This window comes from Zobellia sp. OII3 (assembly GCF_002211465.1).
Taxonomy (GTDB): Bacteria; Bacteroidota; Bacteroidia; order Flavobacteriales; family Flavobacteriaceae; genus Zobellia; species Zobellia galactanivorans.
The window spans coordinates 749,705-772,878 of sequence record NZ_MWRZ01000001.1 but is presented as its reverse complement, the minus strand read 5'-3'; the positions used below and the strand labels follow the sequence as shown (position 1 = coordinate 772,878).

Genomic DNA, 23,174 nt, shown 5'->3' with positions numbered 1-23,174 from the left:
CCTGATTAGTGTAGATGTATGGGCAACATCTTATGAATCAACGCTGGTTGTTCGCTCTTATTGTGTTTTGGCCGATGGGTCGGTGCTCCTAATTTAGCGGGTTTAGTGGTTACATCTAGTTTTCCATATCACGTATACCAATTATGGGAAACCTGCGTTATCATCTATCCAAACCCAACAAAACCTGCCTCTGCCATGAGATTTCTTCGCATTTTGCTCGTAGTTTGTGCCCTGTCCGTTTTTTCCGTCCAAGGCCAAGAAAACACCAAATTGGAAACCCATTGGCAATACCTCTTTCAAAATCGGCAGTCTGAGGCACTCTCAAAGTTCGAAAAGAAGAAACAGAAAACCCTACAAGAAATACTCACTAGGGAAATTATTAAGAACGAGAACGGCATCTTCGCCAATGATGAAGGCTTTATAGAAAAAGTCAGTTCCTTTCCCGATTACGAATACTATCTCTATGCCCTTTGGAACCATAATTTCTTCTTTGATACCTATCTCAGCACGGGTTTTAACGGAAAAAACGTAAGGAACATAAATGAGCTAAAACTTGATGCGATCCAAAACCCAACGGTAAAGGAATCGCTTCGGTACCTAAAATCGGCCGTGGCCCAACATTCCGATGACTGGGAAACCTACTATCAAATAAATGCTGAAATACCCGCGATCAAAGCATGGCAATTCTGTGGTAGTTTTGAAAATTTGAATGGCAGTGGACTTGACACGGAATACGGTCCTGAAAAATATGCCGTGTCCCAAAATGATTTTAATGCCAACAGCAATGGTTTTATAAACTGGTATGAAATCGATGAACGTAAAAAGGAAGCCTACCAGTATTACTCGAACCATAGCGAATACGGAGGAGGGGTCAATTATGCCCAAACATTCATTTATAATCCATCGGATAGAAAGGTGGTAGTGCGCTTGGGCAGCTCGTCTTTTTCAAAACTCTGGTTGAACGATGTACTGATCTATGAGAATACTAATGATGGCATTACCGACTTAGATGCGTATAACGTTTTGGTCAACCTTCCCAAAGGCAATAACCGACTTTTAGTAAAAAATGCGGATACGAACGGCATTGCCTATTTTATTGTTAGGATTACCGACGAAGAAGGTCGCCCTATCAGTGATTTGACATATAGCGCCAAGCCGAGCGATTACCAAAAAAGTACCTTGGCTAGAATCGCCCCGCAACCGGTAGACCATCCGATAGAAGCTTTTTTTAAGAAGAGATTAGAGGCAAGCCCCAACGATTTTATGAATAAGCTGTGCCTGATCAACGCCTATTTGCGTAATTCAAAGTACAACGAGGCCAAGGCTTTGTTGCAGCCTTTGCTGGCAGCATACCCGCAAAGTTCGTTTTTGCGAAAGTACCTGATCGAAAGCTACTCCAAAGAAAACGATTACGTCTCGGCCAAAGAGGTGCAGAAGAATATTCAAAACGATGACGAAAATTATTATTTGTCGTATGTATACCAATTTGAAGATTCGCGTGAATTATTCAAGCTTCCCTTGGTTGAGTTTGAAAAATTTGTAAACGATTTTTCGGCCTCTACGGATATGGATGTTTTAAAGGAATCGGCCCAATTGTTATTGCATATTAGAAAAGAAGATAAGGGTGCCGTAAAGCAGAGTCTAAAGGAAATTACAGAAAAGCACCGTGACCAATTGGGCGTAGTAAAGGCCTATATCGGAATATACTCGGGCTATTTGAACGAAGACGACAAGGCTATTGAATTGCTTGAAAACATAAACGCCAGCTATTTTGATTACGCCGCCCTGAAGACCCTGGCCAGTTTTTACAATAAGCAAAACCGAAAAGACGAGGCCTTGTCCCTGTTTGAAAATAGATATGACCTGGTCGCCCATGATAATATCTATCTCTCAGATTATATAGCCTATCTGCACGAATATAAAAAGTATGAAGCGTCATTGCCCTATATTGACCAGATGCTCAAGAACTTTCCGTATTCCTTTGTTGCCATGGAATTAAAAGGAACGGCATTGGAACAGTCTGGCCGCAAAAAGGAAGCCTTGACCTGGTATAAAAAGTCATTGAAGCACAATAGCGCCAACGCCGCGCTCCGTAAAAAAATCGACGACCTTTCGAACGCCAAAGACTATTTGGAAGAATTTGCCACCCCAAATATTTACGAGTTTATGGCCGAGAACAGGAGCAGGGGCGTTAAAGGTCATTATGGTTTTAATTATTTGTTAGATGAAAGCCTGTTGCAACTCTATCCTGAAGGGGGAGGCAAATCAAGAACCCGTTATGTGGTGGAAGTCACCAGTGACAGTGGAATAGAATCGTTGAAGGAAGTAAACTTGGGGCTTTCGGGAAATTACCACATCACGAAATCCGAAATCGTAAAGCCGAACAAAAAAATCGTTCCGGCATCGAGGAGCGGTTCAAACCTTGTTTTCAATAACCTTGAGATCGGCGATATTCTCTATGTCGATTACGAAAGTAGTTATGCCAATAGCGGACGCTTTTATAAAGACCATGTCGAGTATTTTCAATTCGATTCCTATCACCCTATTTACAAGAACAGTTTAAAGGTATTGGTACCCAAGGGTAAAGAGTTTATAAGCAAGACCCTAAACGGAGAGGTGCCCTACCGCACCGAAGAGGTAGATGACTATGTCTACCATGAGTGGGAAACCACGGGTCAAGAAGAATTGGAGCCCGAAGAGAACTTTATGCCCAGCCTTGGCGATATTGCCAGGTATGTGCATGTAAGTACCATTGGTTCCTGGGATGATATAGCCCATTGGTATTCTGATTTGGTGCGACCGCAAATGGTGGTCAATTCAGATGTTCAGGAGGCCTTCGACAAAATCTTTCCAAGGGGAAGTGCATCCCTAACCGACGACGAAAAGGCTTCAAGGATCTACTACTATATTATGGAGAACTTCAGTTATAGCTATGTAGGTTTTAGGCAGAGCGGATACGTGCCACAACGGCCAGCGAAAACTATAAAGTCCAAACTGGGCGATTGTAAGGATTTTTCCACCCTCTACGTGACCTTGGCCCAAATGGCCGGGTTAAAGGCCCACTTGGTTTTAGTGCTGACTTCAGATTACGGGGAAAAAACCATGACCTTGCCCAGTCAAGATTTCAACCACTGTATCGCCAAGGTGTTTATAGAGGGCAAGCCCCAGTACTTGGAGCTAACGGACAACAATATGCCCTATAGGGCCATACCTACCAGTTTAGAGCATGCGACCGCTTTAGATATACCTAATAAATGGGTAAAGGACGTCAAAAGCGGTATTTACAAGCTAGACGATATTGCCCATATCGCCACGGAACTTGAAAGTAAAATGGAATACAACATAGGTGAGGGGAGACATCAGTTACGGATAGAATCTATTTTAAAGGGAAGCATCAATTCGCATTATGCGGCTATTTTTAAGGAGAAGAACTATGAGGTCATACGAAAGAGCCTTGCCGATGATTTTAAAAGTAGGATTTCGGAAGACTTCACCTTCGATAGTATTCACGACATTCATTATGAACTGCGTTCCCCGGTATTAAAATATGTGTCAGATCTTACCGTAAACGAAAAGTTCGATGAAATTGGCAGTATGAAGGTATTTCGTATTCCGGCCGTGAACAATGCCTATAATACTTCGATCATACAAGATGATGAGCGGGCCTTTCCCATAGATTATCTATTGTATGAGAATGCCGACACCTACAAATCGAGTTATGTGATCAAATTGGAGGAGGGTCAGCGCTTTGTTGAAATTCCTGAAAGTGCCGATTACAGTTTTAAAAAGCATCGTTTCAAAATCGATTACGATTTGGTCAAAGACAATGAACTACATATTTCCATAGAGGCAAATACCCCCAAAGTACGTATTGCCGCAAGTGACTACAAAGCCTTTAAGGCCTATGTAAAAGCGGCTTTGGATGCCAAGCAGCAACTGATCGGTTTTAAAAAGGACAAAAAGGGCACCAAGGTGAGCTTTTCGGAGAAAAAATAGTTTAAGCCTCGTTTCGGTGAGACATGAGCTTGGCTACATACTTGCCGATAACATCGAACTCAAGGTTGACCACCGTGCCGATTTGGTACGACTTAAATCGGGTGTGCTCGTAGGTGTAGGGAATAATGGCAACACTAAAACTGTTCTTGCCTGAATTTACGACAGTAAGGCTCGTGCCGTCAATAGTAATGGAGCCTTTTTCTATGGTAGGGTTTCCGGTAGCGGCATCGTATTCGAAGGTAAAGAACCAACTTCCGTCTTTTTCCTCAATGGCCGTACAGGTTCCGGTCTGGTCAACATGGCCCTGAACGATATGGCCGTCTAGGCGCGAACCCAAAATCATGGCGCGTTCCAAGTTTACCTTTTCGCCTACCTTTAATTCCCCTAAATTCGTTTTTTGTAGGGTCTCGTCAATGGCGGTTACGGTATAGGTGTTTTCATCTAATGAAACTACGGTAAGGCAGACACCGTTATGCGCTACGCTCTGGTCAATTTTGAGTTCTGGGGCCAAAGAAGATTTTACCGTTATGTGAAGGTTTCCGCCTTCATGTTGTAATTGCTGTATTTCGCCCAAAGTTTCGATAATGCCCGTAAACATGTTCCGTTAAATTTAAGTAGTTTTGTACCCTATATGATTAGGCAAAGGTAAAGAATAAGATGCAGGAAGAAGGAAAAATTAGACTCGGTATTTCAATAGGCGATTTGAACGGAATAGGTTGCGAGGTCGTACTCAAGACCTTTGAAGATGCCCGTATGCTCGATTTTTGCACCCCGGTTATCTTTGCTTCGAACAAAACCATTTCTTTTCAGAAAAAGGAATTGGGGCTCGATATCAACTATCACGGTGTAAGTGATGCCTCAAAAGCGGTGGACGGCAAGATAAACGTGGTAAATGTCTGGAAGGAGGTTCCTAAAATCAAATTCGGCGAAGCCACCCCAGAAGCCGGTAAGTTCGCCATTGCATCTTTACGTGCGGCGGTCGAGGCATTGAAAAACGACAGCATAGACGTTTTGGTTACGGCCCCGATCAATAAGAACAATATTCAGGCCGATGATTTTAAGTTTCCCGGACATACCGATTTCTTGGCGCAAGAGCTGGAAGGGGAGAGCTTGATGTTCATGGTCACCGACGATCTTAAGGTGGGCTTGCTTACCGATCACCTTGCGGTAAAAGATGTTTCTGCCGCAATCAACCCGATTTTAATTCGGGATAAAGTGCGCACCATAGAAAAATCACTTCAGATGGATTTTGGCATACGTGCGCCTAAAATAGCTTTGTTGGGCATTAACCCGCATAGTGGCGATAACGGCGTTATCGGCAAAGAAGACGATGAGGTGTTGAAGCCGGTCATTAAAGAAATGTCAGATGCGGGCCATTTGGTTTTCGGGCCTTACTCGGCCGATAGCTTTTTCGGTTCCGATGCCTATAAGAGTTTTGATGCCATATTGGCCGCATATCACGACCAAGGGCTTATCCCTTTTAAAACCTTGTCGTTTGGCAAGGGGGTCAACTATACGGCAGGCCTTTCAAAGGTGCGGACTTCCCCCGATCACGGTACGGCCTACGAGATTGCCGGAAAAGGAGAGGCCGACCCCAGCTCCTTCAAAGAAGCGGTGTTTACCGCCTTGCATATATTTAAGAACAGAAAAGAGTACCAAGAGCTTACTGCAAACCCCTTGCAAAAGCAGCGAATTCGCCGTTAAAATTGGGTTTTTGCCGTATACAAGCCGCTAAAATTCAATAAATGGGCTAAAAGATAGGCGAACTTCTTGAAATCCAATTAAAAAAGCGTTGGAATTTTACTAAAAAATAGTATCTTTGCACCCGCCTTTAATCAGGCGGTATATTAAAATCAGTGTTGAAATGATGAAGCAAAAGGAGTTTTACATTCCTTTCTCGGGGTTAGGACAAGGAAAACACGAATTTGAGTATACGATTAACAACCCGTTCTTTGAATCTTTTGGGTACGACGAATTCAACGCCGCCGACATCGATTTGCATGTGGTCTTGAATAAAATGAGCACTATGCTCGAGTTTGAGATGAAAGCCCAAGGCACGGTTAATGTAAATTGCGACCTGACCAACGAACCTTTTGATCAGCCTATTGGGGCAGATTTGGAATTAGTGGTCAAGTTCGGGAGTGAGTTTAATGACGAAGATGATGAGATTTTGATTATTCCCCATGGAGAACATCAGGTCAATATTGCGCAATACGTATACGAAATGTTAGTGTTGGCCGTACCACAAAAAAGAATTCACCCAGGGGTTTTAGATGGTACGTTGCAGTCGGAAGCTTTAAAAAAGCTAGAAGAATTGCAGCCCAAGGAAGAGAAAAAAGAGAGTGATCCCAGATGGGACGAATTAAAGAAACTGTTAACGGATAAATAAGTTTTAAATGGCACATCCTAAGAGAAAAATATCGAAAACCAGAAGGGATAAAAGAAGAACCCACTATAAAGCGGTAGCGCCAACTTTGGCAAAAGACCCTACTACTGGCGAGATGCACCTGTTTCACAGAGCACACTGGCATGAAGGTAAGCTTTATTACAAAGGTCAGGTTTTAATTGACAAGACTGAAGAAGCCGAAGCATAAATGTCTCCGGTTATCTTATAATGAATTCACGACTCCCGTATTTTATGACGGGAGTTTTTTATTTCTAGTACTCAAATCTCAAAAACGCTTAGTTTTAAAACAAAAATTCGTAAAAATTGATTAATTTTCACCAATTTTGAGGCATTTTTGAAGGTTTCTGATATCAAATCAACTTTAAGATGAGTAAAACAACAGCAGCGATTACAGCTGTAGGAGGATATGTTCCTAATTTTGTTCTAACCAATAAAATGCTGGAAGATATGGTAGAGACAAATGATGAATGGATCGTCTCTAGAACGGGGATTAAAGAAAGAAGGGTGCTGAAACCCGAAGAAGGTCAGGGTACTTCGTACTTGGCCATAAAAGCCGCTGAAGATCTTATCAAAAGAAAGAATATTGATCCAAAAGAAATAGACCTTGTTATTGTTGCCACGGCCACACCTGATAGTATGGTGGCATCGACCGCAGCGTTTGTAGCATCTAAAATAGGTGCCGTTGATGCGTATGCCTACGATCTTTTGGCCGCCTGCTCGAGTTTTTTGTTCGGTATGTCTACCGCGGCAAGCTATATTGAATCGGGAAGGTATAAAAAAGTACTATTGATCGGGGCCGATAAAATGTCGTCGATCATAGATTATACGGATCGAACCACTTGTATTATTTTTGGCGATGGTGCCGGTGCGGCGTTGTTCGAACCGAACGAGGATGGTTTTGGTCTGCAAGACGAATACTTGAGGGCCGATGGTTCGGGAAGACAATATTTGGGCATGGATGCCGGAGGTTCCCTAATGCCGGCTACGGAAGAAACCGTTAAGAACAGAAAACACTTTATCTATCAAGATGGTAGAACGGTGTTTAAGTTTGCCGTTTCGAATATGGCCGATGTTGCCGAAAAAATAATGAAAAGGAACGACCTTGAGCATACCGATGTTTCTTGGTTGGTGCCCCATCAGGCGAACAAAAGAATTATTGATGCCACGGCCAATAGAATGGGTCTCGACAATTCTAAAGTGCTAATGAACATAGAAAAATACGGGAATACCACATCGGCTACCCTGCCTTTGTTATTGTCCGATTTTGAAAGTAAATTGAAAAAAGGTGACAACCTTGTTTTTGCCGCTTTTGGAGGCGGTTTTACATGGGGTTCCATCTACCTAAAATGGGCCTACTAATAAAATACCGATCATTTAAATAAAATCAAATTCCATGGATATTAAAGAAATTCAAACCCTGATCAAATTTGTTGCAAAGTCGGGAGCCAGTGAAGTAAAGTTAGAGATGGAGGATTTAAAAATTACCATCAAGACCGGTTCTTCCGATTCTGGAAACGAAACGACTTACGTACAACAAATCCCAATGGCGCAGCCTCAAATGATGGCTTCCCCCCAACCGCCTGTGCAGAGCATTGAAGCAGGTTCGACCGATAAAAAGGCCGAGAAAAAGGAAGACGATTCAAAGTATATTACTATCAAATCACCTATCATAGGTACTTTTTATAGAAAGCCATCACCAGATAAGAGCCCCTTTGTAGAGGTGGGCAGTACTATCGGTAAAGGTGATGTCCTCTGTGTTATAGAGGCCATGAAACTTTTCAACGATATAGAGTCAGAGGTTTCAGGTAAAATTGTGAAGATTTTGGTTGAAGATTCCTCTCCGGTAGAATTCGACCAGCCCTTGTTTTTGGTAGATCCTTCATAAATGTAAATTCTGAATCCCAAATTATTGTCCCCGAACCGGGATTGCATTTTTGGTACTTGGATTTTAGAATTTAAATTGAAAAAGTATGTTCAAAAAAATATTGATTGCAAATAGGGGAGAGATTGCGCTTCGGGTTATACGTACCTGTAAGGAAATGGGTATAAAAACCGTTGCCGTCTACTCTAAGGCAGATGAAGAAAGTTTGCATGTGCGCTTTGCGGATGAGGCTGTCTGTATAGGTCCGGCCCCGAGTAGTGAGTCGTACCTTAAAATACCGAATATTATTGCGGCGGCTGAAATTACCAATGCCGATGCCATTCACCCAGGTTATGGTTTTCTTTCGGAAAACTCTAAGTTTTCTAAAATTTGTGCCGAACACGATATAAAGTTTATCGGTGCTTCCGGAGAGCATATTGACCGTATGGGAGATAAGTCTTCCGCCAAAAAAACCATGAAAGAGGCCGGTGTACCTACCGTTCCTGGATCCGATGGTCTTTTGAAAGATGTTGCCGACGCTAAAAAGATTGCCAAAAAAATGGGCTATCCCGTTATGATAAAGGCAACCGCAGGTGGTGGAGGAAAAGGTATGCGTGCCGTTTGGAAAGAAGAGGAAATGGAAGACCTCTTTGAAAGTGCCGTTCAAGAAGCTACGGCTGCTTTCGGTAACGGGGGTATGTATATGGAAAAATTGATCGAAGAACCAAGGCATATTGAAATCCAGATTGTAGGAGACCAATATGGTAAGGCCTGTCACCTTTCTGAAAGGGATTGTTCCATTCAACGTAGGCACCAAAAGCTGACCGAAGAAACGCCTTCTCCGTTTATGACCGACAAGCTTCGTGAAGATATGGGCAAAGCGGCCGTAAAGGCAGCCGAGTACATCAAATACGAAGGTGCGGGTACCATTGAGTTTTTGGTAGATAAACACCGGAACTTCTACTTTATGGAGATGAATACCCGTATTCAGGTAGAGCATCCTATTACCGAGCAAGTTATCGATTACGATTTGATCCGTGAGCAGATCTTGGTAGCGGGCGGCGTGCCGATCTCAGGTAAAAACTACCTGCCGAAATTACATTCTATAGAGTGTAGGATCAATGCCGAAGACCCGTATAACAACTTTAGGCCTTCTCCAGGTAGAATAACTACCTTGCATATTCCAGGTGGCCACGGTGTTCGTATGGATACCCATGTGTACAGCGGATACAGCATTCCTCCGAACTATGACTCCATGATCGCCAAACTGATAACCACGGCGCAAACCCGTGAAGAGGCTATCAATAAAATGAAAAGGGCGCTTGACGAATTCGTAATCGAAGGCGTGAAAACGACCATTCCTTTTCACAGACAATTAATGGATCATCCTGATTATTTGGCCGGTAACTATACCACCAAATTTATGGAAGACTTTAAAATGGATCCTCCCCCAGCGGAATAATCCATATTCTATAAAAAAAAAAGACCGTGATCATATCACGGTCTTTTTTTGGTTTTATCCTTTAATTAAAAGTGGTAAAATCTTTTAAGGGAGCGGTAACCATCTGCATCAAATGTAACTACTCTTGTAAAGTCGGGACTCGCAATAATCTTATTATATTGCTCAAGGGTTACACTACCGCTCAAGCTTACTTCATTTGCACCACCAATTTGATTTACGAAGTAGTTCTTTATCTCAATACCTCCAATCTTCAATTGGTATATGTCGTAATCTTCCGCCTCACTTATTAAATTGTTTTCAAACTTTACAACAAATTGTAAGGGTGTTGTTTCGTGTTCCGGTCCATAAAGTACAACACTCTCAATGTTGGCAGTAGTAGGACTGTACTCGGTTACGCGTACTTGAAGATTTTCATTATCGCTTTTTGAGTAGTACATGGTTCCATTCCAATCGGTATCCCAGCCAAGTTCAAACTGTAAATTGTACGTTTTATTGGTTTCTGGTACATCTTCTGAATCAAAATTATAGGTAATTGAACCATCCTGATTTATACCGAATGCCCCAGTAAACTTTTCACCGTCTAAGTAAAAGTTTACCTCATTCAATCCACCCTTGTCGTATAGATTTGGTATGGTGAATATACGTTTTGGTTCATTGGTCTCTTGCTCTATGGTAAAGGTAGCTGGGGGAGCGGGATCAGTGCTTATTTCCAAGGTATTACTAAAGGTTCTGCCTCCTTTGCGGTCAGTAGCCCTTACTTGTACCTTGTAAGTGGTGTTGGCCTGTAGACCATTTTGTCTGGCGCCACCGCTTCCTATGGTTACCGTTCCTCCATACTTCTCTTCGGTAGCATTCACATCATCTATAAATAGTTCATATTTTAAACTACCATCGTTATCAGGGTCTTCCGATTCGCCCACGTCTATTAGAAATGAATAAAAGGTGGTTTCCAAAAGGGTTATGTCAAAAGCTGTCGGAGGTGCGTTGTAGAGCGTCTTAAATTGAAACTCTTTCACTCCTAATTCCTTTCCGTCTTGCTTGGCCACTATCTTACCCTGATATTCGGTATCGTTTTCCAGCACGAAAAATTCGTATTTTTTATAGGTTAAATCGCTTTCGCGTAGTTCGTCCATAAAATAGAGGTCGTACTTGATTTCCCCTGAATTACTGGAAGTATAAGACCATGAAATTTTTGCATTGGTATATTTTGCATAATCTAAGGTAATGTTTAGGTTGGCATCTACCTTGGCCTTGTCCGTGGTGTTGAAGTTCAATTTTTTCTCATTGCGGTTGCCTTCTGGGTCGGTTGCGATGAGTTTCACTTCGTAGTTGGTCTTGCTTTCGAGTCCCGTTAGGTTGTAACTGTTTGTGCTAAGCCCTTCTACAATTGAAGAATTGTTCAGGTAAAGCGCATAGGATACAACACTTCCTTCAGGGTCTATGGCGGTGGTCCAATTTATTTCGGCCGTAGTGGCCGAAACTTCGCCTAGGCTTAGTTCAAAATCTTTGGGAGAAAGGTTGCCGTTTTCGTCTTTTGAACACGAAGAGAGGGCAAGCACCGCTATCAATAAAAGTGTGAACACTTTATTTTTCTTTGGGTACTTTAGGGGAACAAATTTGAGCATATGTTTATTTTTAGAATATTTTAACGAAGCTATGGTCTATATATTTCGATGGCGTGCGCTAAATAAGCTATTTAAAAACCAAGTAATTTTGTAACTAATCTTAACTGTCTTGAAACTAAGTTATTGGGAGTATAACACCTGGTTGACCGATATCGACTTTACCATTGTTGGCAGTGGTATCGTAGGGCTTAACTGTGCCCTGCGACTTCGTGAGCGATTTCCAAAAGCGAAAATATTGATTTTGGAAAAAGGCTTTTTGCCCCAAGGGGCCAGCACCAAAAATGCCGGTTTTGCCTGTTTCGGGAGTATTTCCGAGGTTATGGCCGATTTGGGGAGCCATAGCGAACAAGAGGTGATAGACCTCGTGGCCCAACGTTGGAAAGGCATAGGCTTGCTCCGAAAGAAACTCGGGGATCAAAGTATCGATTTTCAAGTGAACGGCGGACATGAACTGTTTCTCGATTCGGCCGAGGCACTTTATCTCGACTGTGCGGAACGGCTTCCTGAAATCAACAAACTCTTGCAATCGGTCTATGGGGCCGATGCCTTTCACTTGGGGCCCAATACGTTCGGCTTCCATAAAGTGAAGGAAAAATACATTACCAATAGCTTCGAAGGGCAATTGCATACCGGTAAAATGATGAACGGACTATTGCGCTTGGTACAGGCGGCAGGGGTTCTGCAATTGAACTCCATTACCGTAGAGGATTTCTCGGGGAAAGCATCGGGCGTGCACGTAAAGACCGACAGGTTTGAGTTTGTAACCCGTAAGTTGTTTATTGCCACCAATGGTTTTGCCGCCCAATTGTTGAACGAGGAAGTTCAACCGGCCAGGGCACAAGTATTGATTACCGAGCCTATCGCCGGTCTTCATATTAAGGGGACTTTTCATTTCGATGAGGGCTATTATTATTTCAGGAATATCGATAACCGTATTTTGTTCGGGGGAGGAAGGAATCTCGACCTAAAAGGTGAGGAAACCGACCGGTTCGCTTGTACGCCACGCATTCAAGAACGTCTGGAAATGCTGCTTAAAGAAGTCATCTTGCCCGATACACCCCATAAGGTTGCCCAAAGGTGGAGCGGGATCATGGGCACGGGGCCACAGAAGAAACCGATTGTTAAAGCGATTTCCGACCATGTTTATTGCGGACTGCGTTTGGGAGGGATGGGAATAGCCATAGGAAGCGCCGTAGGGGCAGAGTTGGCCGACTTGACCCAATAGGCCGTTACCCAAAAGAACCGTCTTTAAAACCGAAAAAATGTCTTTTTCTAGGGAATTGGTTTTTCGTTTTGTCAACATGGTTAGAATTGCTACTTTAACTACTTCCAAGTAATTTCTCCTTGATTTATGAAAGACAAGAAACACCTCCGCAGTAGTGAATGGTTTGGCGGAAAGGACAAAATGGGCTTCGTACATCGCTCATGGTTAAGAAACCAAGGTTATCCCGACGATTATTTTAAAGGCAAACCCGTAATAGGCATCTGTAATACCTGGTCTGAACTCACTCCTTGTAACGGACATCTGCGCGATTTTGCCGAAGTGGTCAAAAGGGGAATTTTGGAAGCCGGCGGTTTTCCTATGGAGTTTCCGGTCATGTCTTTGGGCGAAACCATTATGAGACCAACCTCAATGCTGTTCCGTAACTTGGCCAGTATGGATACCGAAGAATCGATACGCGCCAATCCGCTTGATGGCATCGTTCTATTGACGGGCTGCGATAAAACCACGCCCAGTACCGTAATGGGGGCCTGTAGCGTTGACCTGCCTACTATTGTCGTACCTGGCGGACCCATGCTCAGCGGAAGGTTTCGCGGTGAGAAAATGGGGTCGGGAAGTATGAATTGGATGATCAAGGAAAAACGCAGTGTAGATGGTTTTACCGATGATGATTTTACGGAGGCGGAAGTCTGTGTGGCACGGAGTATCGGGCATTGTAATACGATGGGAACGGCATCTACTATGGCTACTATGGTGGAAGCCTTAGGGTTGACCTTACCCGGGTTTTCGTCCATTCCCGCTGCCGATTCGAGAAAAAAGTTGTTTGCCCAGCTCTCGGGAAGGCGAATCGTAGAGATGGTAAAAGAAGATTTGACCTTGTCTAAAATATTGACCCGACAGGCCTTCGAAAATGCCATAGTGACCAATGCCGCGGTCGGCGGGTCTACTAACCTCATTATCCATTTGACGGCCATAGCGGGACGGATTGGGGTGGACTTAAACCTTGAGGATTTCGATACCTTGGGAAGTAAGGTTCCCCTTTTGGTCAATATGAAACCTTCAGGGAAGCACTTAATGGAAGACTTCTTTTATGCGGGCGGAATTTCCGTAGTGTTGAAGGAACTAAGTAAAAAATTACATGCCGATGCATTGACCGTAAACGGAAAGTATATTACCGAAAACTATACCCAGGCCGTCTGCTATGATGACGATGTGATCGGGACCATGGAAAAACCCTTTCAGCAAGAAGCGGGCATAGCCGTACTCAAGGGGAACCTGTGCGAAGATGGTGCGGTCATAAAACCATCGGCGGCCTCAAAGGAATTGATGAAGCATTCGGGTAGGGCCGTGGTTTTTGAGAGTATGGAAGACTACCATACCCGAATAGACGACCCTGATCTTGATATTGACAAAAACAGCGTTATCGTATTAAAAGGTGTGGGGCCAAAAGGTTATCCCGGTATGCCCGAAGTGGGTAACGTAGACCTTCCAAAAAAACTACTGATGCAAGGGGTTACCGATATGGTGCGTATTTCCGATGGGAGGATGAGCGGAACGGCGGCAGGAACCGTTATTCTACACGTTTCCCCTGAATCTACCGTGGGCGGTACACTGGCTTTGGTGCAAAATGGCGATTGGATCACACTCGATGTCGAGAACAGAAAGCTTCATTTAGACATTTCAGGGGAGGAATTGGCAAAACGTAAGGCGGCTTGGAAAGCGCCCGAACCCTTGGCGGATAGGGGCTATGTAAAAATGTACATAGATCATGTGGAGCAGGCGCACAAAGGGGCCGACCTAGACTTCTTGGTCGGTGGTTCGGGGTCTAAGGTGGATAGGGATTTACATTAAGCCATATGATAAGCAAAGAAGAACTCTACCGGTTTTGTAGCACTTTCGTAGCCGAGCGTATCGCTAGGATCCAAAAAAACATTGAAGACATTCAAACGTCGTTGACCTCAGAAACCAAAAGTAGTGCGGGAGACAAGCATGAAACAGGGCGTGCCATGTTGCAGCTGGAACGTGAAAAACTCGGGCAGCAGCTGGCGGAAGCTGAAAAAATGAAGCAGGTAATGTCTAAAGTTCCCAAAGACGGGAATACCGCCACCGTGGGCCTAGGCAGTTGGGTGGTCACGGCAAGGGCCGATTACTTTTTGGCGATTTCCGCAGGGGAGTTTAAAACCCGGCAAAAAAGCGTCTATTGTATTTCTGCGGCTACGCCGATCGCTAAATTGCTTTTCGGAAAACAAATCGGGGATGCCGTGGTTTTTAACGGGCAAGACCTAAAGATTGTAGATATAAAATAATCACGGCACGAATAAGGGAAATGCTAGCCCATGCCCTTCATTGATGCCAAGGTGGCCGACCAAACGATTACCGAAGAAAGAAAAATACCTATGGTATTGGCCCAAAAGGCTTTCGTTTTCTCGATTTTAAAGAGGTATGAGGCAATACTTCCGGCATATACGCCCGTACCGGGCATAGGAATCATCACAAAAAATATAAGGCCCCAAAAGCCGTAACGTTTTATTTTGTCGCCCGAACCGGTCTTGGCCTTTCGTGCAACGAATATGGCCGATTTCTTATAAAAGCCCCAACGCAAAAAATAGCGGTTGATCTTCTCAAGAAAGAAGAGCATTAACGGAAATACAAGCACATTGGCGGCAAAACAAAAAAGAAATACGAGATAGATATTAAGACCATTGAGCAACCCATAGGGTATACCTACCTTGGCTTCCCCAAAGGGGGAAAGGCTCCATAATATGGCAATGATAAAATCTATAATCACAATAATTTTTTTTAGAGGGCTAAACTACTAATCCACGGGATTTAAGCATCATTTGAACTCATAAATAATTCCAAAAATTGCATTGTGGCAAGATAGGTGGTCAAGTTTAACAATTTTTAACTATTCGACGTATGGTGCCATATTGTCTATAAGGGTTTGCGAATATAATTCAATTCAATAATCCGGCTTTCTCAAGCTAACACTTTCTAAACTAGGATGCCTTGTTTTTCTGTTAATATGCACCTTTTTTATAGGGTGTAAAATCGAAAATGGAGATATGGCCCTTGATGATGAAGAAAACAATAATGCCCGGGCCAAAGTGATCAAATTTGATGACAATCACTTAGTTGGTAGCGTTATACATGGGAAAAGGGAACCCGTTCAGGCTCCCTTTTTTATACTTATAAGTTCGTAGAACCCCCTGATGTTCCGCAAATTACTTAACAAGAATAGTATTGTCGGTAGCGGTTGGGTTCATGGGACAGAAATACACATACTCCCCGGCTTCCAAAACTGTGGGTTTAGACAATTGGGTTTTTCCGGTAGCTACCACTTCGGTAACATAAGCGGTTTGAATATGGTTTTCCGGCTTGCTGATATCTTCGCCCTTTTTAACCAAAACAAAACCGACATCGTGTCCAACATCTTTGTTGGCAATTTCAAAGATATAAGTCCCCGGGCTAACCGTAAGTTGCTTTTGGGTAAACTCCCCTGGAGTTTGTTCCAAGGCAATTGTCTTGACCTCTTTTTTGCTCATTTCATTTTGGGCATTTGCTGAAAATGCTAGGGTAAAAACCAATACTACTGCTGTTATTATATTTTTCATAATTTTTAATTTTTGTCCTTTGTTTGTTTTAAAAAGACGGTTGCTTGTAAAAAATGTGTAAATCAAATATCATAGGAGGCCCTAGGTGATATGGTATTGCCTAGGGCTTGTTTTTAAGCTTCTACGGCCTCTAAGGGTGCGGCTACGGGAAAGTCTACGGGAACATCGGTGGTTTTGTGCAGATAGTTAGAGATGGTTTTGTCGCCCACCAATACTATGGTGTCTACTAGGTTCTCTTTCGTCCATCCTGCATTTAAGAACTTTTCAACTACGGCCCCATCGGCTGCACCTCGGTTTTCCGTGACGTCTTTGGCAAAATTGGCCAAGGCGTCGAGTTTATGGTCAAAAGAAGCTTTTCCGGCCCTAAGTTCAAGAATTTCCGAATCACTGAAGCCGTTCATTTTTCCGATTGCGGTGTGTGCCGCAAGACAGTAACTACAATCGTTCACCTGGCTTACGGCTAGGTTTACCACTTCTTTTTGCTTGGCGGTCAAGGAAGTCTTGGCACTGCTCAATGCCAGGTAATTGGCCAAAGCGTTTTCCGAATAGGCATAAGTGGCATAAAGATTAGGTACAAAGCCTACCGCTTTTTCTAGATTATCGAATATGGCTTGGTTGTTTGAACTTACTTCTTCTCTTGTGGGTACGTTAAATTTGCTCATAATTTGTGACAGTTATATCATATGCCCGAACTGTTGTTTTTTCGCTACGGGAAATGACTGTTAATACGATGTTGTTTTAATATTTTATGTAGGGTCTTTCGGCATCACAATAAAAATCGTGATGTTGTTTTTGCTCACAATGGGTTTGCACATCTACGGTTTGTAGTTGTCTAGTGGGCCGAGAGAAAATCTCGATAAGGTTAAAAAGTGATATATGTTTTAGTTTCATCTTGCGTTGTTTTTAATTACAAGGCAAAGATGCGAATGAAAGAGGGGTAGGTGTTAGGAGCGATTGCCCGACCGCTTGTACAAATTTCCCTTTACAGGGCTATTTCTGGTGTTTCTCGGTATTGTGAGGGGGAACATCCCGTCATTTTCTTGAAAAACCGACTAAAATGGGCCGGGTCGTTAAAACCAAGGTCATAGGCTATTTCTTGGTTTTGCTTGTCGGTAAAATGGATCAATCGCTTTGCTTCAAGGGCCAGGCGTTCAAGAATAATTTGTTGTGGCGATTTTTGATTGTATATGGAAAAGAGGTTCGACAGCGTTTTCGGACTCTTAAAAAGAAGTTCGGCATAATCGCTTACCTTTCTTTTGGTCTTGTAATGGGTATCTACCAATACGTTGAACTTTCTTATAATTTCTACTTGGTCGTTGTTCAGCTTCTTTACGATAAGTTGCTCTTTGGCCAAGCGCGTACAAATAATGATCAATCGTTTTAAGAGCATTTGAAGCATATCGCCCTGTATGGCGTCAGGGGTGGAAAACTCATCTTGAAACACCTCGTATAGGGTGTCGAATTTTCGTTTTTGTTCTTTGGGAATGGAAATTATGGGAAGGTCTTGGGTGCCGAAAAATAGTATGCCGTTGCAAGACACTTCGTGGTCATGGTCATTGATGCAGTAAAATTCCCGATTAAAATGAAAGGCGGTCAAAGGTAATTCCGTTTTTTCATAGGAAACATGTTGCAGGTATGTGGTGGTGACCAATTGATTGGGCAATAGCTCTACAGGTATGCCGTCAACATGGAGTTCAAGGGAGGCTTGATTTCTATTCCACAGCATATAAATGTTCCCCGATTTTACCGAAAATTGCTTTTCATGCGCTTTGATGTCATCGGTAAACCCTAAATGCGATCCTATTTTGGTATCGTTGAACTCGAATTTCATATACGGTAAATAGATTGATTCTAGCTTTTGGTCTGTCTATAGGATAAAAACTTACGAAAGGCAACCAGCGTTAAACATTTGTTGTAATTTGTTAAACAAAATAGCTTTTTGTACTATTGAGGCCTAAGTAAAGCATGGAAGTAATTATATCTTTTGAAAAATGAAAGCGTACGATAAGGCGGCAAAAAAGTATTACGGTTCTTTAGATTTAGCACCTTTGCCCTTGTTGTCTTGGGATGTACATGCAACTCATGTTCGCGTACTGTGTGAAACCGGTAATGCCTTGGTCGATTTGTGCCAGTTTGCCGAAATGAATCGCTGGGCTTATTCAAAATTGAAGGATTTGGTTTTGGGGGAAGACCAAGTAGTCGTAATTACCGACCCCCAATTGAGTATAGTCCATACGACTCCCAATATAAATACAATGACGGGTTATCGACCCGATGAAATTATAGGGAAAACCCCTAAGATGTTCCAGGGGAAAGATACCGACAGGCAGGTCCTTTTAAAAATAAGAACGGCCATAGAAAGGAAAAAACCCTTCAAGGCCGTTGTTCTTAATTATAGGAAAGATGGCAGTGCGTATTCATGTCAAATACAGGCAGAACCTGTTTTCGACAAAGCCGGCCAACTCGTGAATTTCATTGCGTACGAAAGGGAGGTGGCCTAAAAGCTTCCCTCCTTCGAACCTTGAAATTACACTTATTCTATTTCTGTCACCCTTAGCGTGTTGACCATACCTTTGTCTTTGATCGGCATTGCCGCCAAACTGATAAGCATATCTCCAGTTTCTAAAAGGCCTTTATCACATGCCATTTTGTTCACGTCTTCGATCGTTTGATCGGTAGATACGTATTTGTCATAATAAAAGGCACGCACGCCCCATAAAAGGTTCAATTGCGTAAGTATACGTTTGTTTGAGGTAAACACCAAAATGTGTGCACTAGGTCGCCAAGCCGAGATTTGAAAGGCCGTATACCCACTATTGGTCAATGTAGAGATGGCCTTGGCCTTGATTTCATTGGCCATAATTGCGGCATGGTAACAAATCGATTTTGTAATATATCTTTTTGTACGGATATGTGGTGGATCGTGTGGTACTTGAATAAGTTCAGAGCTTTCTACACTTTGAAGGATACTGCTCATTTTTTCGATAACCTGTACCGGGTAATTCCCCACTGAGGTTTCCCCAGAGAGCATCACGGCATCGGCACCGTCCATTACGGAGTTGGCTACATCGTTCACCTCTGCACGTGTCGGTGTAAGGCTGGTAATCATCGTTTCCATCATTTGGGTAGCGATTATTACGGGGATACGGGCTTTTTTGGCCCTAAGCACCAATTGTTTCTGAATTAATGGAACCTCTTGGGCGGGAACTTCAACACCTAAGTCGCCACGGGCTACCATTAGTCCGTCGCAATAGGCAACGATTTTGTCTATGTTTTCAACGGCTTCCGGTTTTTCGATTTTCGCGATAATCGGAATTTTTACGTCTGTATGTTCTTTAATGATCGCTTGAAGATCAATAAGGTCTTGGCTAAAACGGACGAAGGAAAGCGCGATCCAATCGACATTTTGCGAAATGGCAAAAATGGCATCTTTTACGTCTTTTTCGGTCAAGGCGGGTAAAGAGATATTTGTATTGGGAAGGTTTACGCCTTTTTTAGACCGCAAAGGTCCTCCTTGTATCACCTTGGTTTTTACTTGCTCCTTTCCGTCAGTGGTTATGACTTCGAACATCAACTTTCCGTCGTCTAGCAAAATACGCTCACCGGGCTTGACGTCTTGAGGAAAAGCATCATAGTTCATATATACCCTTTCGGCGGTACCTTCAAAAGGTTCGCCCGTAACAAAGGTAATTTCGTCTCCAGGGGCTACAACGACTTCACTGGCCATAACACCGACCCTAAGTTTCGGGCCTTGTAAATCGGCCAGAATAGAGGTGTTTCTACCTGTTTCTTCATTGAGTTCCCTAATCATTTTTATACGTTCGGTAACGTCGTTATAATCGGCATGTGAAAAATTAATGCGAAAGACATCTACGCCGGCTTCCATCATATCTCTCAGCACTTCCTTTTTGCTCGTGGCCGGCCCTAGGGTGGCAACGATTTTTGTCTTTTTGTTACTTGGCATTGATTAAAAAATTAAATTGTTCTTAGATTTGAGTTTGTCGGTTTCTATGGCGTAAGCCGTAATAATCTTGGGTATGTTCTGTAGTGTTTTCACAAGGTTTTCCATATTGATGAATCCATCTTGTTCGATTTTTAAAAAGTAATCTACATCTCGATGTTCAGGAACCATGTGAAAAGTTGTGAACGAGGGCTCGTTTTGAAAAAGCCCATTTCTTTCCGCGGTGTCCTCTACAAAACCATTGTTGGTAAACAATGTCCAATACCTATCGTTAATGTCGTCTTTCCATTCGAAAATTGGAACGCTAACATGCCCCGAAAGGTCAAGGTCTTTACGACATCTCTTAAATTGTGTTTTCAACCCGAGATTAAGGGCGTAGGCCAAGGCGTAATCTTCAAGGCTGCTGTGCAAGGCAACTAAATCGAATGTATCTTCGTAAAAGTCGTTCGTAATTTTATGTACTGCTACCATAAGGCACAAAGTGGTAAAGATAATATTAATACCGTACAACGCCTAAATCAAGAAAGAGTAAAATTGGTTTTGAACAAACTATAACATTTTGGTTACATTAAACCACAATTTATGACTTGTCCATCTTGTCTTGAAGGGCGTAATAGGCCCTTTTTGAGGCGCGTTCTTCCGCTTTCTTTTTAGAGGTGGCCCTTGCTTTTGCAACAACATTGTCCGCAATGGTGAGTTTTACGGCAAAATGTTTTAAAGTGTCGTTTCCGGTGTCTTCGTAAACATCAAAATCAAATGATTTTTTCTGTTTCTGACACCATTCGATAATCAGGCTCTTATAGCTAATGACCTGTCCCTCCAATTGTTCGATATCGACGTACGGGGCAATTACTTTTCGATGAATGAACTTTTCACAGAACTTATACCCCCGATCGAGGTAAATGGCCCCGACCAAGGCTTCAAAAACATTGCCATGTATGTTTTCCCCAAAATGCGATTTTGGGATACGGCTTTTTACGAAATGGATCAGGCCCAGATCTTTTCCCAGTTCGTTCAGGTGTTTTCTACTCACTATTTTCGATCGCATCTTGGTGAGGTAGCCCTCGTCGCCTTCGGGTACCTTGTCGTACAGGTGCTTTGAAATTATAGTGCCCAACATAGAATCGCCCAAAAATTCAAGGCGTTCATAGTTCAATGGGTTGCCGTCTTCGTCTTTTTCGTTGGCCGAGCGGTGTAGAAATGCTTTTTTGTACACCGAAATATCTTTGGGCTTGAACCCTAATATTTTGGTCATCCCTCCAAAAAAATCCCCATCCTCTTTAGAATGGGAATTGAATATATTGGAAGGAAATCGCATAATAGACTACTCGCTAAATTTTTTGAAAATTACGCAAGCATTGTGTCCGCCAAACCCAAAAGTATTGCTCAAGGCAACATTTACTTCGCGTTTTTGCGCCTTGTTCAATGTGAGGTTCAGTTTGGGGTCAATATTTTCATCTACCGTGCTGTGGTTTATAGTCGGTGGTACCAGACTGTGTTCCATGGCCAAAATGGATGCAATGGCCTCAATGGCCCCGGCGGCACCTAGTAGGTGACCGGTCATCGATTTGGTAGAGTTGATATTGATGTTCGGGGCATGGTCGCCAAAGACCTCACTAATGGCCTTTAGTTCCGCTACGTCACCAAGAGGGGTAGAAGTACCATGGGTATTGATGGCATCTACATCTTCGGGCTTTAGTCCGGCATCCCTTAAACAGTTTTTCATTACTTGAACTACCCCTATTCCGTCAGGATGTGGAGCGGTCATATGGTAGGCATCGCTTGATAGTCCGCCTCCGGCAACTTCTGCATATATTTTTGCCCCACGTGCTTTGGCGTGCTCGTATTCTTCAAGAATCAGAGCTCCTGCGCCTTCACCCAGAACGAATCCGTCGCGAGTAGCATCAAATGGCCTAGAGGCCGTTTCGGGACTTTCGTTACGGGTCGATAATGCGTGCATGGCACCGAAACCGCCCATACCTGCTATGGTAACCGCCGCTTCACTACCCCCGGTAACTACTACGTCACAATGGCCCAAGCGAATATAGTTGAGCGCATCGATCATAGCGTTGGCCGATGAGGCACAAGCTGAAACCGTAGTGTAGTTAGGCCCCATAAAACCATGTTTGATAGAAATATGCCCTGGGGCGATATCAGCTATCATTTTAGGTATGAAGAAGGGGTTGAATCTTGGGGTACCATCACCTTGGGCAAAATTAATTACCTCGTTTTGAAAGGTTTCAAGACCGCCGATACCGGCGCCCCAAATGACGCCAACGCGAAATTTGTCTACTTGTTCTAGGTTTAATCCTGAATCGGCTATCGCTTCATCGGAAGAGACCAAGGCGTATTGCGCGAATCTGTCCAATTTTCTCGCCTCCTTGCGATCAAAATGATCTAGAGGGTTGAAATTCTTGAGTTCACAGGCAAATTTCACCTTAAATTTTTCGGTATCGTAGTAGGTAACGGGAGCAGAACCGCTCTTTCCGTTTTTAAGACCTTCCCAATATTCATCAATATTGTTACCAATGGGAGTCAACGCACCCAACCCGGTAACCACAACTCGCTTTAATTGCATTGAACCTAATTTTTGGTTTACTTAGTAAGTCAAGCGTAAATTAAAAAAATTATCCATGCGATAAAGGTTACCACATGGATAATTTTGAATCTCGTTCAAGAAATCATAAAGATTACTTCGCTTCTTCTATATAGCTAATGGCCTGGCCAACTGTTGCGATGTTCTCAGCTTGATCGTCGGGGATTTGAATATCAAATTCTTTCTCGAATTCCATGATCAACTCCACGGTATCCAATGAGTCTGCCCCTAGGTCGTTAGTAAAGCTAGCTTCCGTTACTACTTCGTTTTCATCCACACCTAATTTATCAACGATGATAGCTTTTACTCTTGATGCAATGTCTGACATAATAATATTGTTTTTAAAAAATTAAATTGATGGCAAAAATAAAAAACTTTGGACTAAATCCACTATTTGTCGTTAAAATGTCTTGTAATTTATAAAATTTCA

Annotated in this window: 23 protein-coding genes; 11 read left to right on the top strand and 12 right to left on the bottom strand. The window is 42.9% G+C overall.

Annotated elements, in window-relative coordinates; translation table 11 throughout:
- Positions 1-195 precede the first annotated feature (195 nt).
- Entirely contained in the window at positions 196-3,996 is a 3,801-nt protein-coding gene (locus tag B4Q04_RS03235; RefSeq protein ID WP_088695980.1) for a transglutaminase domain-containing protein, read from the top strand.
- A 1-nt stretch (position 3,997) separates the two neighbouring features.
- On the opposite strand, the gene B4Q04_RS03230 is transcribed toward B4Q04_RS03235, so the two are convergent.
- Positions 3,998-4,594: a riboflavin synthase gene (locus B4Q04_RS03230; RefSeq protein ID WP_013992976.1), complete on the bottom strand. Its 597-nt coding sequence runs from the start codon at positions 4,592-4,594 to the stop codon at positions 3,998-4,000.
- A 59-nt stretch (positions 4,595-4,653) separates the two neighbouring features.
- Between B4Q04_RS03230 and pdxA the strand changes: the two genes are divergently transcribed.
- The 6 genes from pdxA (at position 4,654) to accC (ending at position 9,726) form a co-directional block, all read left to right on the top strand.
- Positions 4,654-5,700: a 4-hydroxythreonine-4-phosphate dehydrogenase PdxA gene (pdxA, locus tag B4Q04_RS03225; RefSeq protein ID WP_013992975.1), complete on the top strand. Its 1,047-nt coding sequence runs from the start codon at positions 4,654-4,656 to the stop codon at positions 5,698-5,700.
- A 160-nt stretch (positions 5,701-5,860) separates the two neighbouring features.
- Complete coding sequence (locus tag B4Q04_RS03220) at positions 5,861-6,385, top strand: YceD family protein (RefSeq protein ID WP_013992974.1); 525 nt, start codon at positions 5,861-5,863, stop codon at positions 6,383-6,385.
- A 7-nt stretch (positions 6,386-6,392) separates the two neighbouring features.
- The gene (gene rpmF / locus B4Q04_RS03215; protein ID WP_013992973.1) at positions 6,393-6,590 is read left to right on the top strand and encodes a 50S ribosomal protein L32; all 198 of its coding nucleotides are present in this window, start codon (positions 6,393-6,395) and stop codon (positions 6,588-6,590) included.
- A 179-nt stretch (positions 6,591-6,769) separates the two neighbouring features.
- Entirely contained in the window at positions 6,770-7,762 is a 993-nt protein-coding gene (locus tag B4Q04_RS03210) for a beta-ketoacyl-ACP synthase III (protein WP_013992971.1), read from the top strand.
- 34 nt (positions 7,763-7,796) lie between these two features.
- Complete coding sequence (accB, locus tag B4Q04_RS03205; RefSeq protein WP_013992970.1) at positions 7,797-8,288, top strand: acetyl-CoA carboxylase biotin carboxyl carrier protein; 492 nt, start codon at positions 7,797-7,799, stop codon at positions 8,286-8,288.
- Between the two features lie 85 nt (positions 8,289-8,373).
- Positions 8,374-9,726: an acetyl-CoA carboxylase biotin carboxylase subunit gene (gene accC, locus B4Q04_RS03200; RefSeq protein ID WP_013992969.1), complete on the top strand. Its 1,353-nt coding sequence runs from the start codon at positions 8,374-8,376 to the stop codon at positions 9,724-9,726.
- Between the two features lie 65 nt (positions 9,727-9,791).
- Here the strand turns inward: accC and B4Q04_RS03195 are convergent, their stop codons facing one another.
- On the bottom strand, positions 9,792-11,351 hold the full coding sequence (locus B4Q04_RS03195) for a fibronectin type III domain-containing protein (protein ID WP_013992968.1): 1,560 nt from the start codon (positions 11,349-11,351) through the stop codon (positions 9,792-9,794).
- 109 nt (positions 11,352-11,460) lie between these two features.
- Here B4Q04_RS03195 and B4Q04_RS03190 point away from each other — a divergent pair, with 109 nt between their 5' ends.
- The 3 genes from B4Q04_RS03190 to B4Q04_RS03180 all read left to right on the top strand — a co-directional run bounded on the left by B4Q04_RS03190 (position 11,461) and on the right by B4Q04_RS03180 (position 14,879).
- The gene (locus B4Q04_RS03190) at positions 11,461-12,576 is read left to right on the top strand and encodes an NAD(P)/FAD-dependent oxidoreductase (RefSeq protein WP_088695979.1); all 1,116 of its coding nucleotides are present in this window, start codon (positions 11,461-11,463) and stop codon (positions 12,574-12,576) included.
- Between the two features lie 126 nt (positions 12,577-12,702).
- Complete coding sequence (locus B4Q04_RS03185; protein ID WP_088695978.1) at positions 12,703-14,424, top strand: IlvD/Edd family dehydratase; 1,722 nt, start codon at positions 12,703-12,705, stop codon at positions 14,422-14,424.
- A 5-nt stretch (positions 14,425-14,429) separates the two neighbouring features.
- Complete coding sequence (locus tag B4Q04_RS03180; protein WP_013992965.1) at positions 14,430-14,879, top strand: 3-oxoacyl-ACP synthase; 450 nt, start codon at positions 14,430-14,432, stop codon at positions 14,877-14,879.
- Between the two features lie 23 nt (positions 14,880-14,902).
- Here B4Q04_RS03180 and B4Q04_RS03175 read toward each other — a convergent pair whose 3' ends face one another.
- From B4Q04_RS03175 to B4Q04_RS03160, 5 genes are all read right to left on the bottom strand, one after another.
- Positions 14,903-15,361, bottom strand: a complete 459-nt coding sequence (locus B4Q04_RS03175; RefSeq protein WP_013992964.1) for a COG2426 family protein — start codon at positions 15,359-15,361, stop codon at positions 14,903-14,905.
- Between the two features lie 436 nt (positions 15,362-15,797).
- A complete protein-coding gene (locus B4Q04_RS03170; protein WP_013992962.1) occupies positions 15,798-16,187 on the bottom strand; it encodes a cupredoxin domain-containing protein in 390 nt (129 codons plus the stop codon).
- A gap of 113 nt (positions 16,188-16,300) precedes the next feature.
- Positions 16,301-16,849: a carboxymuconolactone decarboxylase family protein gene (locus B4Q04_RS03165; RefSeq protein ID WP_013992961.1), complete on the bottom strand. Its 549-nt coding sequence runs from the start codon at positions 16,847-16,849 to the stop codon at positions 16,301-16,303.
- Positions 16,850-16,925: 76 nt separating this feature from the next.
- Positions 16,926-17,078, bottom strand: a complete 153-nt coding sequence (locus B4Q04_RS22650; protein ID WP_013992960.1) for a hypothetical protein — start codon at positions 17,076-17,078, stop codon at positions 16,926-16,928.
- 91 nt (positions 17,079-17,169) lie between these two features.
- A complete protein-coding gene (locus B4Q04_RS03160; protein ID WP_013992959.1) occupies positions 17,170-18,018 on the bottom strand; it encodes a helix-turn-helix domain-containing protein in 849 nt (282 codons plus the stop codon).
- Positions 18,019-18,178: 160 nt separating this feature from the next.
- Here B4Q04_RS03160 and B4Q04_RS03155 point away from each other — a divergent pair, with 160 nt between their 5' ends.
- Entirely contained in the window at positions 18,179-18,688 is a 510-nt protein-coding gene (locus B4Q04_RS03155) for a PAS domain-containing protein (protein WP_013992958.1), read from the top strand.
- A 32-nt stretch (positions 18,689-18,720) separates the two neighbouring features.
- On the opposite strand, the gene pyk is transcribed toward B4Q04_RS03155, so the two are convergent.
- From pyk to B4Q04_RS03130, 5 genes are all read right to left on the bottom strand, one after another.
- A complete protein-coding gene (gene pyk / locus B4Q04_RS03150; RefSeq protein ID WP_013992957.1) occupies positions 18,721-20,151 on the bottom strand; it encodes a pyruvate kinase in 1,431 nt (476 codons plus the stop codon).
- A gap of 3 nt (positions 20,152-20,154) precedes the next feature.
- A complete protein-coding gene (locus B4Q04_RS03145) occupies positions 20,155-20,619 on the bottom strand; it encodes an IPExxxVDY family protein (RefSeq protein ID WP_013992956.1) in 465 nt (154 codons plus the stop codon).
- A gap of 109 nt (positions 20,620-20,728) precedes the next feature.
- The gene (gene rnc / locus B4Q04_RS03140; RefSeq protein WP_013992955.1) at positions 20,729-21,466 is read right to left on the bottom strand and encodes a ribonuclease III; all 738 of its coding nucleotides are present in this window, start codon (positions 21,464-21,466) and stop codon (positions 20,729-20,731) included.
- A gap of 6 nt (positions 21,467-21,472) precedes the next feature.
- Positions 21,473-22,726, bottom strand: coding sequence for a beta-ketoacyl-ACP synthase II (gene fabF, locus B4Q04_RS03135; RefSeq protein WP_013992954.1), 1,254 nt, complete (start codon positions 22,724-22,726; stop codon positions 21,473-21,475).
- A gap of 112 nt (positions 22,727-22,838) precedes the next feature.
- A complete protein-coding gene (locus B4Q04_RS03130) occupies positions 22,839-23,072 on the bottom strand; it encodes an acyl carrier protein (protein WP_008269813.1) in 234 nt (77 codons plus the stop codon).
- Positions 23,073-23,174 lie beyond the last annotated feature (102 nt).